The sequence below is a fragment of the Janibacter alkaliphilus genome, from assembly GCF_013408565.1.
GTDB classification, from domain to species: domain Bacteria; phylum Actinomycetota; class Actinomycetes; order Actinomycetales; family Dermatophilaceae; genus Janibacter; species Janibacter alkaliphilus.
Genome location: NZ_JACBZX010000001.1, coordinates 2,115,698 through 2,130,689 on the forward strand (window position 1 = coordinate 2,115,698; position 14,992 = coordinate 2,130,689).

General features: G+C 73.9%; 14 protein-coding genes and 1 pseudogene. 10 read left to right on the forward strand and 5 right to left on the reverse strand.

Annotation, left to right across the window (positions count from 1 at the left end):
• Positions 1-5 precede the first annotated feature (5 nt).
• Both BJY28_RS10255 and BJY28_RS16865 read right to left on the reverse strand, forming a co-directional pair.
• On the reverse strand, positions 6-1,076 hold the full coding sequence (locus BJY28_RS10255) for a beta-eliminating lyase-related protein (RefSeq protein ID WP_179462922.1): 1,071 nt from the start codon (positions 1,074-1,076) through the stop codon (positions 6-8).
• Positions 1,073-3,220, reverse strand: coding sequence for a DUF6421 family protein (locus BJY28_RS16865; RefSeq protein WP_218913143.1), 2,148 nt, complete (start codon positions 3,218-3,220; stop codon positions 1,073-1,075). Before BJY28_RS16865 ends, BJY28_RS10255 begins: the two co-directional genes overlap by 4 nt.
• A 181-nt stretch (positions 3,221-3,401) precedes the next feature.
• Between BJY28_RS16865 and BJY28_RS17050 the strand changes: the two are divergent.
• From BJY28_RS17050 to BJY28_RS10270, 3 genes and pseudogenes are all read left to right on the forward strand, one after another.
• Positions 3,402-3,680, forward strand: a pseudogene (locus BJY28_RS17050) (DUF7507 domain-containing protein); the annotation flags it as partial.
• 75 nt (positions 3,681-3,755) lie between these two features.
• The gene (locus tag BJY28_RS17055; protein WP_425485724.1) at positions 3,756-4,244 is read left to right on the forward strand and encodes a DUF7507 domain-containing protein; all 489 of its coding nucleotides are present in this window, start codon (positions 3,756-3,758) and stop codon (positions 4,242-4,244) included.
• A 224-nt stretch (positions 4,245-4,468) separates the two neighbouring features.
• Positions 4,469-4,870, forward strand: coding sequence for a sortase domain-containing protein (locus BJY28_RS10270; RefSeq protein WP_179462925.1), 402 nt, complete (start codon positions 4,469-4,471; stop codon positions 4,868-4,870).
• A 4-nt stretch (positions 4,871-4,874) separates the two neighbouring features.
• Here BJY28_RS10270 and BJY28_RS10275 read toward each other — a convergent pair whose 3' ends face one another.
• A complete protein-coding gene (locus BJY28_RS10275; protein ID WP_179462926.1) occupies positions 4,875-5,999 on the reverse strand; it encodes a DUF429 domain-containing protein in 1,125 nt (374 codons plus the stop codon).
• A gap of 230 nt (positions 6,000-6,229) precedes the next feature.
• On the opposite strand from BJY28_RS10275, the gene BJY28_RS10280 reads away from it, so the two are divergent.
• From BJY28_RS10280 to BJY28_RS10290, 3 genes are read left to right on the forward strand one after another with little or no spacing between them, the layout of a single operon-like run.
• Positions 6,230-7,693 carry an NAD-dependent succinate-semialdehyde dehydrogenase gene (locus tag BJY28_RS10280; protein ID WP_179462927.1) on the forward strand — a complete coding sequence of 488 codons (1,464 nt, stop codon included), beginning with the start codon at positions 6,230-6,232 and terminating at the stop codon, positions 7,691-7,693.
• Entirely contained in the window at positions 7,693-8,148 is a 456-nt protein-coding gene (locus BJY28_RS10285; RefSeq protein WP_179462928.1) for a guanyl-specific ribonuclease, read from the forward strand. Before BJY28_RS10280 ends, BJY28_RS10285 begins: the two co-directional genes overlap by 1 nt.
• On the forward strand, positions 8,145-8,516 hold the full coding sequence (locus BJY28_RS10290; protein WP_218875287.1) for a barstar family protein: 372 nt from the start codon (positions 8,145-8,147) through the stop codon (positions 8,514-8,516). The genes BJY28_RS10285 and BJY28_RS10290 overlap by 4 nt, the downstream gene beginning before the upstream one ends.
• On the opposite strand, the gene BJY28_RS10295 is transcribed toward BJY28_RS10290, so the two are convergent.
• Positions 8,491-9,813 (reverse strand): peptide synthetase, encoded by a 1,323-nt coding sequence (locus BJY28_RS10295; protein ID WP_179462929.1) that lies wholly within the window; start codon positions 9,811-9,813, stop codon positions 8,491-8,493. The two genes, BJY28_RS10290 and BJY28_RS10295, sit on opposite strands and share 26 nt — an antisense overlap.
• A gap of 62 nt (positions 9,814-9,875) precedes the next feature.
• Here BJY28_RS10295 and BJY28_RS10300 point away from each other — a divergent pair, with 62 nt between their 5' ends.
• Genes BJY28_RS10300 through BJY28_RS10315 form a run of 4 tightly spaced genes read left to right on the forward strand, consistent with a single transcriptional unit; the run spans position 9,876 to position 13,705 of the window.
• Positions 9,876-10,670: an alpha/beta fold hydrolase gene (locus BJY28_RS10300; RefSeq protein WP_179462930.1), complete on the forward strand. Its 795-nt coding sequence runs from the start codon at positions 9,876-9,878 to the stop codon at positions 10,668-10,670.
• Positions 10,671-10,677: 7 nt separating this feature from the next.
• Positions 10,678-11,169, forward strand: coding sequence for an acyl-CoA thioesterase (locus tag BJY28_RS10305; protein WP_343037055.1), 492 nt, complete (start codon positions 10,678-10,680; stop codon positions 11,167-11,169).
• The gene (gene dxr / locus BJY28_RS10310; RefSeq protein ID WP_179462931.1) at positions 11,166-12,371 is read left to right on the forward strand and encodes a 1-deoxy-D-xylulose-5-phosphate reductoisomerase; all 1,206 of its coding nucleotides are present in this window, start codon (positions 11,166-11,168) and stop codon (positions 12,369-12,371) included. Before BJY28_RS10305 ends, dxr begins: the two co-directional genes overlap by 4 nt.
• Before the next feature lie 2 nt (positions 12,372-12,373).
• Positions 12,374-13,705, forward strand: a complete 1,332-nt coding sequence (locus tag BJY28_RS10315) for a M50 family metallopeptidase (RefSeq protein ID WP_179462932.1) — start codon at positions 12,374-12,376, stop codon at positions 13,703-13,705.
• A gap of 105 nt (positions 13,706-13,810) precedes the next feature.
• On the opposite strand, the gene BJY28_RS10320 is transcribed toward BJY28_RS10315, so the two are convergent.
• Positions 13,811-14,800 carry a hypothetical protein gene (locus BJY28_RS10320; protein WP_179462933.1) on the reverse strand — a complete coding sequence of 330 codons (990 nt, stop codon included), beginning with the start codon at positions 14,798-14,800 and terminating at the stop codon, positions 13,811-13,813.
• Between the last annotated feature and the right edge of the window lie 192 nt (positions 14,801-14,992).

Consider the following 14,992-nt stretch of genomic DNA (forward strand, 5'->3'; position numbering starts at 1 on the left):
GGGTGTCAGCGGGAGAGCTCTTCGCGGAGGGCGGCGACGAAGGCGTCGACGTCGCCCTCGGTGGTGTCCCAGGAGCACATCCAGCGGTACTGGTTGGTCGCCTCGTCCCAGGGGTAGAAGCGGAAGCGCGCCGCCAGCCGGTCGGCCACCTGCGGGTCGAGGATCGGGAAGACCGCGTTCGCCTGGGCCGGGGTGGTCAGGGTGACCCCGTCGATGTGGCGGACCGCGTCCTCCAGCCGTGCGGCCATGGCGTTCGCCTGCCCGGCGGTGCGCAGGTAGAGGTCGCCGTCGTAGAGCGCGAGCAGCTGCGCCGAGACGAAGCGCATCTTGCTGGCCAGCTGCATCGACTGCTTGCGCAGCCACGGCAGCCCGCGCACCCGCTCCGGAGACAGGACCACCACCGCCTCGGCGAGCATGGCGCCGGCCTTGGTCCCGCCGAGCGAGACGAGGTCGACCCCGGCGTCGGTGGTGAAGGCCCGCAGCGGCAGGTCGAGGGCCGCCGCGGCGTTGGCGATCCGGGCACCGTCGAGGTGCAGCACCCAGCCGCGCTCGTGCACGTGATCGGCGATCGCCCGGATCTCCTCGGGGGAGTAGAGCGTGCCGACCTCGGTGGTCTGGGTGATCGAGACGACCCGGACCTGCGGCCAGTGCTCGTCGCCCTCGCGCACCGGCACGGTGCCGATGAGCTCCGGGGTGAGCTTGCCGTCCGGGGTCGCCACCGCGTGCAGCTTGATCCCGCCCATCCGCTCCGGGGCGGCGGCCTCGTCGACGTGGATGTGCGCGCTGCTGGTGCAGATCACCGACTCCCACCGGTCGGTCACCGCCTGCAGGGCGATGACGTTGGCGCCGGTGCCGTTGAGCACCGGCCACGCCTGCGCCTGGTCGCCGAAGTGGCCGCGCACCACCTCCTGCAGCCGCTCGGTGTAGACGTCCTCGCCGTAGGCCACCTGGTGCCCGCCGTCGGAAGCGACCAGCGCGGCCAGCACCTCGGGGTGCGTCCCGGCGTAGTTGTCGCTGGCGAAGCCGCGGACCGAGACGTCGTGCAGGGGGGCGAAGGGGGTGGGATCGCTGCTCACGCGGCCATCCTCGCAGCCACCGGCGAGGCGGCGGTGATCCCCTTCGTCGACTCGATGACCGGGCCGAGCTTCTTGCGCAGCGCCTCGTAGAAGACGTTCAGCGGGAACTCGTCCGGCAGCACGAGGTCGGTCAGTCCCTTCGGCGGGCCGTCCAGCGGCAGCGCGGCCGGGTCGTCGACCCCCTTCGCCCACACCGACGCCGGGTGCGGGGCGACGTGACCGGCGACGAAGGCGTAGGCGGCGCGCCAGTGCCCGACCCGGGAGCGGTCGATGCCGCTGCGGTAGAGCTCCTCGACCGCGTCGGAGAGGGCCACCACCGCCTCGGCCACCCGCTCCCAGTCGATGGAGAGGGTGTTGTCGGTCCAGCGCAGCACCCCGTGGCCGTGCAGCCAGGCGAAGAGCAGCTGGCCGCCCAGGCCGTCGTAGTTGCGCACCCGGTCCCCGGTGATCGGGAAGCGGAAGAGCCGGTCGAAGAGGATCGCCAGCTGCACCGGCCGGGCGAAGGGGTGTCCCTCCTCGTCCAGCAGCACCGCCTGCCGGAAGGTGTTGAGGTCGCAGCGCAGCTCCTCCAGCGCGTACATCCAGAAGGGCATCCGCTGCTTGATCATGAAGGGGTCGAAGGGCAGGTCGCCGTGGCTGTGGGTGCGGTCGTGGACGAGGTCCCACATCGCGAAGGTGGACTGCGCCAGCCCCTGGTCGGCCACGAGCAGCTCGCCCTCCGGCGGCAGCTGCATGCCGAGGGTCTGCGCGGCGGCCGCGGTCACCGCGCGGAAGCGGGCGGCCTCCCGGTCGCAGAAGATCGCGCCCCAGGTGAAGCGGGGCACCTCGCGCACCGCGACCGTCTCCGGGAAGAGCACCGCCGAGTTGGTGTCGTAGCCGGGGGTGAAGTCGACGAAGGTCACCGGCAGGAAGGCCGAGTTGGTGTACCGGGCCTCGACCTCGGCCAGCCAGTCCGGCCACACGACGTCGAGCAGCACCGCCTCGAAGACCCGGTCGGGGTTGCCGTTCTGGGTGTACATCGGCAGCACGACGAGGTGGGTGGTGCCGTCCTCGCGGTGGGTCTCCGGGCGCAGCAGGACGAGGCTGTCCAGGAAGTCCGGCACCCCGAGGCCTTCGTCGACCCAGCGCTGCAGGTCGCGGCCCAGCTGCTCGAGGTAGGCGGTGTCGTGCGGCAGGCGCGGCGCGATCTCGGCGACCGAGCCCTGGATGGTGGCCACGAGCTCGCCGGCGCGGGCGGTCGCGTCCGCACCGTGCGCCTCGACGTCGATGCGGCCGTCCGTGGCCTGCAGCAGCCGCAGCTCCTCGACCGCCGACTTGAGCGTGGCCCAGGCCGGCAGCGCGGCCACCGTGTGCTCGCTCGTCGTGGCGCTCGTCGGTGCCGCCGCCGAGGGGACCGCGGCCCAGGTGACGAGGTTGGTCCACAGCCGGCGGTGGGCCAGCTCGTCGATCGAGTCGTCGCCGACGAGGTCGGAGTCGGCGATCACGACGACCCGGCCGGCGCCGTGCTCGGTGGTGACGAGGACGGGCGCCGCGGCCGGGTGGGCGGTGGCCGAGGTGCGGGCGAGCACCTGGGCGTCGGTGCCGGGGGAGATCTCCAGCGCGCCGCTGCGGTAGAGGCAGACGTCCCCGACCCCGGCCAGCGGCCCCTGACCGCCGGCGTGGCCGGTAGCCAGCTCCGGGCGGATCCAGGTCGCGTTGTCGTGGTGGCGCCGTCCGGACCCGGCGCTCTCGTGGACCAGCGTGGAGACGATCCCGATGCCGAAGGGGGCCAGCAGGGCGTCGAGGTTGCTGCCGTGGGCGCGGTGGTCGCACTCGGCGAGCACGACCAGGCCGCCGCCGCCCTCGACGTGGCCGGTGACCGCGGCGATCTCCTCGGGGGCGTAGACCGGGGGGAGGTCGCCGGCGACCCGCTCGGAGGCGGCGTCGGCGGGGTGGGCGACGACGAGCACGTCGACACCGTCCAGGGCTGCGGCGTCCAGCGGCCCGTCCCGGTGCTCCCGGACCGCGACGCCGCGCTCGGTCAGGCTCTGCACGGCGAGCGCGAGCGAGGCGTCCGCCGGGTTGGCCGGGTTCATCGTGGCCGCGCGCTCGCGGTCGGTGGACCACGCGCTGCTGTGCGCCTGGTCGACGAGGACGGTGAACATGGTCACGGCAGAATCCCTTCCTGTATCAAGATCATTCGGTAAGAACGTCTCATGACCGAAGATCTTGCGCAACAGGGGAGGTCCTGAGAGATCGGCACGCCGCCGGACCCGGACGACGAGCCGGTGACCTCCGACCCGTCGACGACCGAGACGCCGACCGAGGACCCGGGCCCCTGGTGTCGCGGTGGAGAAGTCGGCCGAGCTCGACGACGCCGACGGTGACGGCCTGGCCGACGCCGGCGAGGAGATCACCTACTCCTTCGCCGTGACCAACACCGGCAACGTCACCCTGACCGGGATCGGCGTGGACGACGCGATGGTCGGTGACGTGACCTGCGCGGCGACCGAGCTGGCGCCGACCGAGCAGACCACCTGCACCGCCGACGAGCCCTACGTCACCACCCAGGCGGACGTGGACTCCGGGTCGGTGGACAACTCGGCCACCGCCTCCGGGACCCCGCCGGGCGAGGACACCGACCCGGTGGTCTCCGACCCGGCGACGACGAGCACCCCCACCCCGGCCCCCGCCCCGGCGGTGACCGTGGTCAAGGTGGCCGAGCTCGTCGACGAGGACGATGACGGTCTGGCCGACGCCGGGGAGCAGATCATCTACTCCTTCACCGTGACCAACACCGGCAACCAGACCCTGACCGAGGTCACGGTGGTGGACCCGAAGGTGGAGGGCCTCACCTGCGAGAGCGCCACCCTGGCGCTCGGGGAGGAGACGACCTGCAGCGCCGCGCCCTACGAGGTCACCGCCGACGACGTGACCGCCGGGGAGGTGGCGAACACCGCCACCGCCACGGCTCAGCCGCCGGGTGAGGGCACCCCGCCGGTCGAGGCGCCCGAGGGGCCCGTCAGCCGTGAGCCCACCGATCTCGGCGGCCGGCCGGCCCCCCCGACGTCCATCCCCACCGGACAGGCTCCGGTCCGGCTCGTGCTCCCGCTGGGGGCGCTGGTGATCGCCCTGGGCGCCGGCGTGCTCGGCCTCTCGCTGCGTCGCCGCCGCCCCGACCATGGCTGACGCCGCGGCACCCGGGCGACGGCGGCGGATCGGCGTGCTCGTCGGTCTGGCGCTGCTGCTCGTCGGCGGCGTGCTGCTCGCGGTCGATTCCCGGGAGCGCAACGTCGGCCGGATACCCGACCAGGCCGCACCGACGGCCTCGGCCGGGCCGCTCACCTCGGCCGAGCCGGTGGCCGCCGACGAGGTGCTCTACCCGCGGCGGGTGATCATCCCCTTCGCTGTCGGTGGACGCGCCCGTGGAGCCGGAGGCGGTGGACGCCGAGGGTGTGCTCGGGGTGCCCAGCGACCCGCAGACCCTGGGCTGGTGGGCCGAGGGCCCGTTGCCCGGCAGCGACGAGGGCACCGCGATCATCGCCGGGCACATCGAGTACCAGGGTGAGGACGGTGCCTTCGCCGAGCTCGACTCGATGGACGTCGGCGACCGGGTGACCGTCGTCGACGACGGGCGTCGGGACGACTTCGAGGTGGCCGTGTTGCGCACCTGGGACAAAAGCTCGCTGGCCGAGCAGGACGCCTTCGCCGCCGATGTGCCGGGCCGGGTCGCGCTGGTCTCGTGCACCGGCGACATCGACCCCGAGACCGGTGTCTACGAGGACAACGTCGTCGTCTACGCCGTCCCCGCCTGAGCGCTCACGCCCAGATCGCCGCCGGGATGCCGTCGGAGTGCACCTGCGGCTCCTCGGGCAGCGGGCGGGCCCGGCCGGAGGCCACCCGCGCGGCGGTCCAGGCCACGGCGCAGGCGTCGAGGACGTCGTCTGCGGCGTAGCCGCTGCCGGACAGCACGCTCGGCGAGCCGATCCCGACCGCGGCGAGCGCCGCGAGACGCTCGGCGGCCCCACTCTCGGCCCGCTTGGCGTGCCGCATCGGGGCGCCGGCCATGGTCGCGAAGGAGAGCTCGGGGTGCGCCTCGACGATCCGGGTGTCCCGCGGCACCCGCACCAGCGCGTCGGCCTCGCGGATCTTCCTCGTGATGCCCCAGGCCTGCTGGGAGATGCCCTGGCCGGCGGCCTCCCGGTTGGCGGCGTTCGCCGCCTCGTAGGAGTCGGCGACGGTGGCCGCCCGGGTCGGCGTCGTGAAGACCGAGCTGCTCCGGCCCGGCAGCGCGGCGCGGGCCAGCCGGTCCGCCTCGCGCGCACCGTCGTCGGGCAGGCCGATCGGGATGTCCACCGCCGCGACCGCGATCCGCAGCTGCTCGCCGGCCGCGGCCAGCAGTTCCTCGAGCGTCTCGGCGACCACCACCCGGGGTCGGGGCGCGCCCGGCTCGAGCAGGGCGCCCACCCAGCCGGCGCGGCAGGCGTCGACCCCCAGCACCGGGGCGAGCACCTCGAGCGGACCTGGCGCAGAGGTGCCCACGTCGTGGGCGTCGCCGTCGGGGGCGTCGTCGCCCGGGCGGTCGCGCCCGTCCGGGCCGGCACCCGACCCCGGCAGGCCCGACGGGAGCGAGCCCACCGGGTAGCGCTGCTCGGCCTCGGCGAGCTTGTCCGCCATCGCCGCGTCCAGGTCGATGTCGAGCACGTCGACCAGCCGCAGCAGGTAGGTCATGACGTCCGCGACCTCGTCGCGGACCGCCTGCGCCCGCTCCGGGTCGGCCATCACCTGCGCCGACTCCTCGGTCTCCAGCCACTGGAAGATCTCCACGAGCTCGGCCACCTCGACGGACAGAGCCATCGCCAGGTTCTTCGGGGAGTGGTAGCCGCTCCAGCTCCGCTCCTCGGCGAAGCGACGGATCCGCTCGGCCCACGTCTCGCTCTGCATGATCTCCAGCCAACCACGTCCGTCGCTTGTTGGCGTCGGAGCCAGGCGGGGGGAGCCGACCGCTGGTCGCTGCCGGCGGGCTGCTGCTCGCCCTCAGCGGCGCGCTCCTGGGTCGGCGACGGGCCTCCGCACGGCACTGAGCCGCCACGGTCCGCGCGGGGTGCTCCGCGGCACCGACCCGCGCGGAACCTGAGGCCCCCGATGTCCCCGCCGCGGTCTAGGCTCGGGCCATGGCAGCGGTGACGCAGAAGTCCGCCCTGGCGGCGGCCCCGACCCAGCTCTTCATCGACGGCAGGTGGCGCGCGGCCTCAGGCCGGGACACCTTCGCGGTGCACGACCCGGCGACGGGCGCGGTGCTCGCCGAGGTCGCCGACGCCTCCGTGGAGGACGGTGCCGCGGCCCTCGACGCCGCCGTCGCGGCCCAGCAGGAGTGGGCGAGGACCGAGCCGCGGGTGCGCAGCGAGATCCTCCGGTCCGCCTTCGAGCTGCTCACCGAGCGGGCCGACACCTTCGCCATGCTGATGACCCTGGAGATGGGCAAGCCGCTGGCCGAGGCGCGCGGCGAGGTCACCTACGGCGCCGAGTTCTTCCGCTGGTTCGCCGAGGAGGCGGTGCGCATCCACGGCCGCTACGCCGTCGCGCCGAGCGGTCCCTCGCGCCTCATCACGATGCAGCAGCCGGTCGGTCCCACCTTCATGATCACGCCGTGGAACTTCCCGCTGGCCATGGGCACCCGCAAGATCGGGCCGGCCATCGCCGCCGGCTGCACGATGGTCGTCAAGCCCGCCCACGAGACCCCGCTGACCATGCTCGCCCTGGCCGCCGTCCTCGAGGAGGTGGGGCTGCCCGCCGGGGTGCTCAACGTCGTCACCACCACCCGCTCGGGCGAGGTCTCCGGGCCGATCATCGGCGACCCGCGGCTGCGCAAGCTGACCTTCACCGGGTCGACTGCGGTGGGTCGCCGGCTGGTCGAGCAGTCGGCCGAGCAGCTGCTGCGGGTCTCCATGGAGCTCGGCGGCAACGCCCCCTTCGTCGTCTTCGAGGACGCCGACCTCGATGCCGCCGTCGACGGGGCGATGGCCGCCAAGATGCGCAACATCGGCGAGGCCTGCACCTCGGCCAACCGCTTCCTCGTGCACGAGTCCGTCGCCGAGGAGTTCGGGCGCCGGCTGGCCGAGCGGATGGGTGCGATGACGGTCGGCAAGGGCACGGTGAAGGGCGTCGAGGTCGGTCCGCTGATCACCGAGAAGGCCCGGGCCGGGGTGGCCGAGCTCGTCGACGACGCGGTGGCGAAGGGGGCCACCGTGCTCACCGGCGGCGAGGTGCCCTCCGGCAAGGGCTGGTTCTACCCGCCGACCGTGCTCACCGACGTCGCCAAGAGCGCCCGGCTGGTGCGCGAGGAGATCTTCGGCCCGGTGGCCCCGATCCGCACCTTCCGCACCGAGGACGAGGCGGTCGCCGCCGCCAACGACACCGAGTACGGGCTGGTGGCCTACGTCTTCACCGAGGAGCACCGGCGGGCGCTGCGGGTCAGCGAGGCGCTGGAGTTCGGCATGGTCGGCATCAACCAGGGCGTGGTGTCCAACCCGGCGGCCCCCTTCGGCGGGGTCAAGCAGTCCGGCTTCGGTCGCGAGGGCGGCTTCGAGGGCATCGGGGAGTACCTGGAGACGAAGTACGTGGGCACGGCCCTCTGATGCCACCGGGCCAGGGACGGCGCGCCGCGGCCGCGCCGCTGGCCGGGCTGCTCGCCGCCCTGCTGCTGGCGCTGGCCGGGTGGATCGTCCTGGGGGGGAACGACGACCCGGGCGGTTCGTCCTCCACCGACACCTCCGCGTCGGTTGCGGCATCACAGACGCCTGACTCCGGGCTGCCGACGATCGCCGAGAGCGCCCTGCCGGCCGAGGCGCACGAGACCCTGCGGCTGATCCGCGCAGGTGGGCCCTACCCCTACGACCAGGATGACGAGACCTTCGGCAACCGGGAGGGCCTGCTGCCGGACCGGCCGGGCGGCTACTACCGCGAGTACACCGTCGAGACCTCCGGCGAGGACGACCGCGGCGCCCGCCGGATCGTCACCGGCGCCGACGGCGACCGGTACTTCACCCGCGACCACTACGCCAGCTTCGAGCAGATCCAGGAGGGCACGTGATCCACGTCGAGCGCGCCGCGGTGGACGCGATGCTCGCCCGGGCGCTGGCCGGCACCGAGCACCTGCACCTCGTCGACGGCGGGACCGGCAGGCCCTCGACGCTGGACGCCTTCGCCCGCCAGCTCGGCTTCCCGGACCACTTCGGGCACAACCTCGACGCGCTCATGGACTGCCTCCGGGAGAAGGCGGACGCGCACGACGCGCCGTGGACGCTGCTGTGGCGACCGTGGCCGCACGACGCTGCCGACCTCAGCCTGCCGCCGGGGGAGGGGGCCGGCCCCGACGAGACCGACCCCGGGGTGCTCGCGGTGCTCGCCGACCTCGAGCAGGAGCACCCCGAGGTCACCGTGGTCGTCGCCGACCGCTGATCCTCAGACCGGACGCGGGGAGGTGGCGTCCGCGCGCAGCCGCCGGCAGACCCGGTCCAGCCAGCCGCCGACGTGCGCGCGCCTGCGGGGTGTCGGGGTAGCGGCAGCGCACGTGCAGCCCGTCGTCGGTGAGCACGAACCACAGCATCACCCCGTCGGTGCGGATCACCGCCGAGACGTGCTGCGGCCGCAGACCCGACGGGACCGTGACGGGCAGGCGCCGGTTGTCCAGCCAGGAGACGGCCAGCATCCCTGGCGTCGACGGCATGCCGCCGACAGGGTCGAGGATCGGAGCCAGCGCGTGCGAGCCGAGCGCGATCGCCTCGCTCACGGCCGCGGCGCCGGAGGTCGGGGACGGGTCGTGGCACTCGATCACGGAGTTCGTGATGAACCACCCGACGCTGTCGTGCCAGCGCTGCTCGTCCCGCGAGTGCACCGGCAGCACCGCCCGCAGCCCCGGAGCGCCCTCCGCCTGCAGCTCGGCGGTCATCGCCGCGGTCGCCATCGCCACCATCCGGACCCCGGCCCGCTGCGCCTGCCGCTCCAGCGCCGTCACCCCGGCCGGGTCGAGGACGTCGTGGACCTTGACGACCTCGGGGCACGGGGTCGAGACGTCACCCAGGTCGAGCGGCACGGTCGGCATCCCGCCGGCTCCCTCACGCAGGATCTGCGCCCACCGCCGGTGGACCTCCGTCGGCGCGGGCGGCCGGTCCGCCAGTGCGGCGGTGTGCGCGGCGAAGGGGGCGGGGTCCGGCGGCAGGTCCGCGACGCGGCCGTCCAGCAGCGCGGTGAGGTCACGCACGAGCACCAGCAACGACCAGGCGTCGACGTGGGCGTGGTCGGCCGCCAGCAGCACGACGTCGGGCCGGGCCGGGTCGTCGCTGCGCACCAGGCACATCCGGTGCGCCAGCGGCTGCCTCGGCGAGCACGCCTCGTCGAGCACGGCCCGCACCTCCGGGCGTGGATCGCGCAGCCGCTCGCCGTGGGCGCGCCACCGCCCGGGCGAGACCGCCACCTCGTGCAGCGCCAGACCGTCCTCGTCCTCGGTGAAGACGCTGCGCAGCGTGCCGTGCCGGGCCACGACACCCATCCAGGCCACGGCCAGCTCGTCCGCCGAGCAGGCCCGCGGCAGGTCGAGGGCCACGGCCATCCACGAGCCCGGACGCTCGCCGGCGCCGACGTGGCGCGCCTGGTCGAAGGAGATCGGCAGCCGTCGCAGCCCGTCACCGGCGACCGCGCCGTAGCTGTGCACCCGGCCGGGAGGCAGCCGCATCTGCGCGACGTTGGTCAGACGCATCGTCGTACTCTAGGGCGCTCGTAGGCTGGAGCGGTGTCATGAGATCCGGGCAGGAGCTGCACATGACGACCCACCAGGTGCCGGGCGCGGTGCTGGCCCTCGACGAACGGGGCGACGGCCCCGCAGTGGTCCAGCTGCACGGCCTGACCTCCAGCCGGGCGCGCGACGAGACCCTGCGGCTCGACCTGACCGCGGGCCTGGACGGCCATCGGGTGCTGCGCTACGACGCGCGCGGCCACGGACGCTCCACCGGGCGGCCCGAGACGTCCGACTACCTGTGGCCACGGCTCGCCGACGACCTGCTCGACCTGCTCGCGGCCCGCTGCGCGGGCGACCCGGTCGCCGGGGTCGGCCAGTCGATGGGCACCGCGACCCTGCTGCACGCCGCCCTCCGCGACCCCGCCCGGTTCAGCCGGCTGGTGCTCGCCCTGCCGCCCACCGCCTGGCAGAGCCGGGTGGCCCAGCGCGAGGTCTACCGGGCCAGCGCCGAGCTCGTCGAGCGCCGAGGCGTCGGCGCCTGGACGGAGATGTCCCGGCTGGCGCCCCGACCGCCCGCGGTCGACCCGCAGATCCCGCTCACGGCACCGGACGTGGCCGAGGCTCTCGTCCCCAGCCTGCTACGAGGCGCGGCCGGCTCGGACCTGCCCGACCTCACCCACCTCACCGGGCTGCGGCTGCCCACCCTGATCCTCGCCTGGGAGGGCGACGCGGCGCACCCGTTGAGCACCGCCCGCGCGCTGTCCGTGGTGCTGCCGGACAGCCATCTGGTGATCGCCGCGACCCCGGCGCAGGTGGTGGGCTGGCCGGCGCTGGTGGCCCAGCACCTGCGCGGAGATCTCGGCACCGGCTTGCGATGATGTATCGGTGACCACACCGACCGACACGCAGATCACCCTGAGCCGGGTCATGGGCAACGTCGAGGGGAACCTCCTCGGCACCGTGCACGGCGGCAACATCATGAAGATCGTCGACGACGCGGCCGGGGTGGCCGCCAACCGCTTCGCCCAGGGGCCGGCGGTGACTGCGGGCATGGACGAGATGGTCTTCCTCACCCCGGTGCGGATCGGTGACGTGCTGCACGTGCACGCCTGCGTCAACTGGGCGGGGCGCAGCTCGATGGAGGTCGGGGTCCGGGCCGAGGTGGACCGCTGGGACGCGGTGACCCCGCGGGTCCACGTCGCCAGCGCGTACCTCGTCATGGTGGCCGTGGACCAGGACGGCGCCACCCGTGAGGTGCCCGAGCTCGTCGTGCAGACAGCCGCAGAGCGACGTCGCCACCACGAGGCCGAGATCCGGCGGCGCCACCGGCTGGCCCGGCGTGAGGAGATCGCCAGCTCGCGCGGGGTGGGGGAGTGACCGCCCGCCGGGTCAGCCTGCTCGGCTCGACCGGGTCGATCGGCACCCAGGCGCTGCAGGTGATCGACGCCCACCCGGGCCGCTTCGAGGTGGTCGCGCTGAGCGCGGGCGGCAACCTCGCGCTGCTGGCCGAGCAGGCGGTGGCCACCCGGGCGCCCCTGGTCGCCGCCGCCACCGGCGACCGGGCAGAGCTGACCGACGCGATCCGGGCGTCGGCCGCCGCCGCCGGCGTCACCGGCTACACCCCCGAGGTGCTGGTCGGTCCGGACGCGGCCACCGAGGTCGCCGGGCGGCCGGTGGACGTCGTGCTCAACGGGATCACCGGCGCCATCGGCCTGCGGCCCACCCTGGCCGCGCTGCGGGCCGGCTCCACGCTGGCCCTGGCGAACAAGGAGTCGCTGATCATCGGGGGGCCGCTGGTCAAGGACCTGGCCGGGCCGGACCAGATCGTGCCCGTCGACTCCGAGCACTCGGCGATCGCCCAGTGCCTGCGCGGCGGCCGTGCCGCCGAGGTGCGGCGGCTCGTGATCACCGCCAGCGGCGGCCCCTTCCGGGGGCGCGGCCGGGCCGAGCTGGCCGAGGTGACCCCCGACCAGGCGCTGGCGCACCCCAACTTCGCCATGGGCCGGGTGATCACGACGAACTCGGCGACCCTGGTCAACAAGGGGCTGGAGGTCATCGAGGCGCACCTGCTCTTCGACATCCCCTTCGACCGGATCGCGACCGTGGTGCACCCGCAGCAGCAGATCCACTCCATGGTCGAGTTCCACGACGGCAGCACGCTCGCCCAGCTCGGACCGCCGCGGATGCTCGTGCCGATCGGGCTGGGGCTCTCCTGGCCGGAGCGGCTCACCGACGTCGACGCGCCCCCGGACTGGACCCAGGCGCAGTCCTGGGAGTTCGGGCAGATCGACGACGACGCCTTCCCCGCGGTGCGGCTGGCCCGCCAGGCCGGGGCCGCCGGCGGCACCCACCCGGCGGTCTACAACGCCGCCAACGAGGTGGCCGTCGACGCCTTCCACGAGGGCCGGCTGCCCTTCGTCGGGATCGTCGACACGGTGGCCGAGGTGCTGCAGCGGCACCAGGAGAGCGGCGGCGAGCACACCCTGGAGGGGGTGCTCGCGGCGGACGCCTGGGCGCGGCGGGAGGCCGCTGACCTGCTCGGTGTCTCGGCCCCGGCGCCCGAAGGTGAGAGCATCTGAGCATGCTCTTCCTCCTCGGCGTGATCCTCATGGTGCTGGCCATCGGCGCCTCCATCGCGCTGCACGAGATCGGCCACCTCGTCCCGGCCAAGAAGTTCGGGGTGCGGGTGCCGCAGTACATGGTCGGTTTCGGGCCGACCCTGTGGTCCCGGACGAAGGGGGAGACCGAGTACGGGGTGAAGGCGATCCCGCTCGGCGGCTACATCCGGATGATCGGGATGTACCCGCCGAAGCCGGGTCAGGAGCCCGGGACGATGCGCACCGCCAGCACCGGTCGGATCAGCCAGCTCGCCGACGAGGCCCGGGCGATGTCCTTCGAGGAGGTCCGGCCCGGAGACGACGGGCGGATGTTCTACCAGCTGCCGGTGCGCAAGAAGATCATCATCATGCTCGGCGGGCCGATGATGAACCTGGCCATCGCCCTCGCCGTCTTCACCGGGATCTTCACCCTGCACGGCATCGCGGTCACGACGCCGACGCTCTCCTCGGTGAGCGAGTGCGTGGACTTCACCCGCGCCGACCAGCAGGCCGCCCAGGAGTGCACCGACGACATGCAGCGCTCGCCGGCCAACGCCGCCGGGCTGCTGCCAGGGGACACCATCACCCGGATCGACGGGCGCGACGTCGAGACCTGGGAGGAGGTGCGCACCGCGATCCGGGACAACGGCGACGCCCCGCTGGCGATCACCGTCGAGCGGGACGGGCAGCGCCAGCAGCTGACGGCCGAGCCGATCGTCCTCGACCTGCCGAAGATCGAGGACGGCCAGTACGTCACCGACGTGCGCGGCGAGTACGTCACCGAGCAGGTCGGCTTCCTCGGCGCCAGCGGCACCCGCGAGGTGCAGCAGCAGCCGATCACCGCCGTCCCCGGGCTCTTCGGCGACATGCTCGTCGACACCTTCGACCTGGTGCTGCAGATCCCGGAGAAGATGGTGGGCATCTGGCACGCCGCCTTCGGCGACGCCGACCGCGACCCGAACGGACCGATGTCCGTCGTCGGGGTCGGCCGGGTGGCCGGCGAGGTCACCAGCTCGGACGCCTTCGGCACCGGCCAGGAGCGGGCGGTGATGCTGGTCAGCCTCGTCGGCTCGCTGAACCTCATGCTCTTCGCCTTCAACATGCTGCCGCTGCTGCCGCTGGACGGCGGCCACGTCGCCGGCGCGATCTGGGAGGCGCTCAAGCGGGGCTGGGCGCGGGTGCGCGGGCGCCCCGACCCCGGCCCGGTGGACGTGGCCAAGGCGCTGCCGCTGGCCTACGGGGTGGCGCTGGTCTTCATCGCCATGACCGTGCTGCTCATCTACGCCGACCTGGTCGCCCCCGTCCAGCTCACCTAGCCCCAACCCCCTTCCGCCACCCCGCGACGACCGGTCACCCAGAACCGCCGGCTACCACGCAGTAAGTGCTGTGATCACGACACTTACTGCGTGGTAGCCCGCGCTCTAGGCGGAGCGGACGACGGGGCGTGGCGTCGCGACGACGCCCGGGCGGGGGCGCCTCGCGGCGATGGCGTGGCTGTCCTCGACCCGGCGAAGGGTGCCCACCGGGTCCTCCCGCATCCCGGTGGGCGTGATCCCGAGGACGAGCACCCCACGGCGGGTCAGCTCGCCGTCCGACTCGACGGTCTGCACCCAGTCCCGCCCGGTGGAGTGGAAGAGGTGGGAGTGGACCATGACGGCCATCGCCACCTCGTCGAACCACACGTCGGGCGTGAGCAGCCGCCGACCGCCCTCGTCGCGCAGCGTGGGGTTGAGCATGGGTTCCGGCAGGATCGACGACGTGGCCACCAGCTCGAGCAGCTGAACCTCGGGCACGGACCAGGCGCCGCTCGCCGCATGCTCCAGCGGGCGGAGGAGGCGGGCTGCGTCGCGGGTGCGCAGCCGGCAGATCCATGCGTGCAGTTCCTCGGGCGAGGTGACCCCGCGCTGGACCGCCTCGATGAGCAGGGCCGAGCGAGCGGCGCTGCCTGGTCGAGCATGTGCCAGGTCGAGCACCGCGCGTGCCGCGGAGGCGTAGCGCAGGGGTCCCACCGAGACCACCGCCGGGTCATCGATCGTCGTGCGCCGGAGCGACGCGAAGCCGTGGCCCCGGGACCTGGCCGGGGCCGGGGCCAGCATCTCCAGCGTCGCCAACGGCGGCAGGATCATCCCGTGGTGCCGCGCAGCCGCGGACCCGGTGAGGTAGGCGCGTCCCCCGCCCCACAGCAGCGCACCGATCTCGCGCTGCCGGTGGGTCGGCGGGCCACCGGTGACGAGGTAGACGCTGGGCAGCAGGGCCAGCCAGGTGCGTCCGGCACGCCATCGGATCGTCGCCTTGGACACCCCGGAGTCCAGCAGCTGGCTGCGGGTCACGAGCCCGTCCTGGCGGGCGACGTGCGCGAGGGCTGCCTCGGTGAGACCGCTGGGGCTGGTGGTGTCGGCTGAGCGTGGCATGCCGGGATCGTGCGGCAGGGGAGCAGGGCTCCGGGTGCGCGCTCCTCAGGGGGTGGACGCTCCTGCGACGCCTGCTGGGGATGTGGACGACTCCCTGCCTTCGCCCCCTACCCCGCGCGCTACCACGCAGTAAGTGCTGTGATCACGACACTTACTGCGTGGTAGCCGGGTGCTGTGCGGGACCGGGGTGGG

Bases quoted from the DNA above. Each gene is read 5' to 3' on its own strand.
- BJY28_RS16865 (WP_218913143.1), bottom strand. From the start codon at position 3,220: ATGTTCACCGTCCTCGTCGACCAGGCGCACAGCAGCGCGTGGTCCACC.
- BJY28_RS10275 (WP_179462926.1), bottom strand. From the start codon at position 5,999: ATGCAGAGCGAGACGTGGGCCGAGCGGATCCGTCGCTTCGCCGAGGAG.
- BJY28_RS10280 (WP_179462927.1), top strand. From the start codon at position 6,230: ATGGCAGCGGTGACGCAGAAGTCCGCCCTGGCGGCGGCCCCGACCCAG.
- BJY28_RS10285 (WP_179462928.1), top strand. From the start codon at position 7,693: ATGCCACCGGGCCAGGGACGGCGCGCCGCGGCCGCGCCGCTGGCCGGG.
- BJY28_RS10295 (WP_179462929.1), bottom strand. From the start codon at position 9,813: ATGCGTCTGACCAACGTCGCGCAGATGCGGCTGCCTCCCGGCCGGGTG.
- BJY28_RS10300 (WP_179462930.1), top strand. From the start codon at position 9,876: ATGACGACCCACCAGGTGCCGGGCGCGGTGCTGGCCCTCGACGAACGG.
- BJY28_RS10315 (WP_179462932.1), top strand. From the start codon at position 12,374: ATGCTCTTCCTCCTCGGCGTGATCCTCATGGTGCTGGCCATCGGCGCC.
- BJY28_RS10320 (WP_179462933.1), bottom strand. From the start codon at position 14,800: ATGCCACGCTCAGCCGACACCACCAGCCCCAGCGGTCTCACCGAGGCA.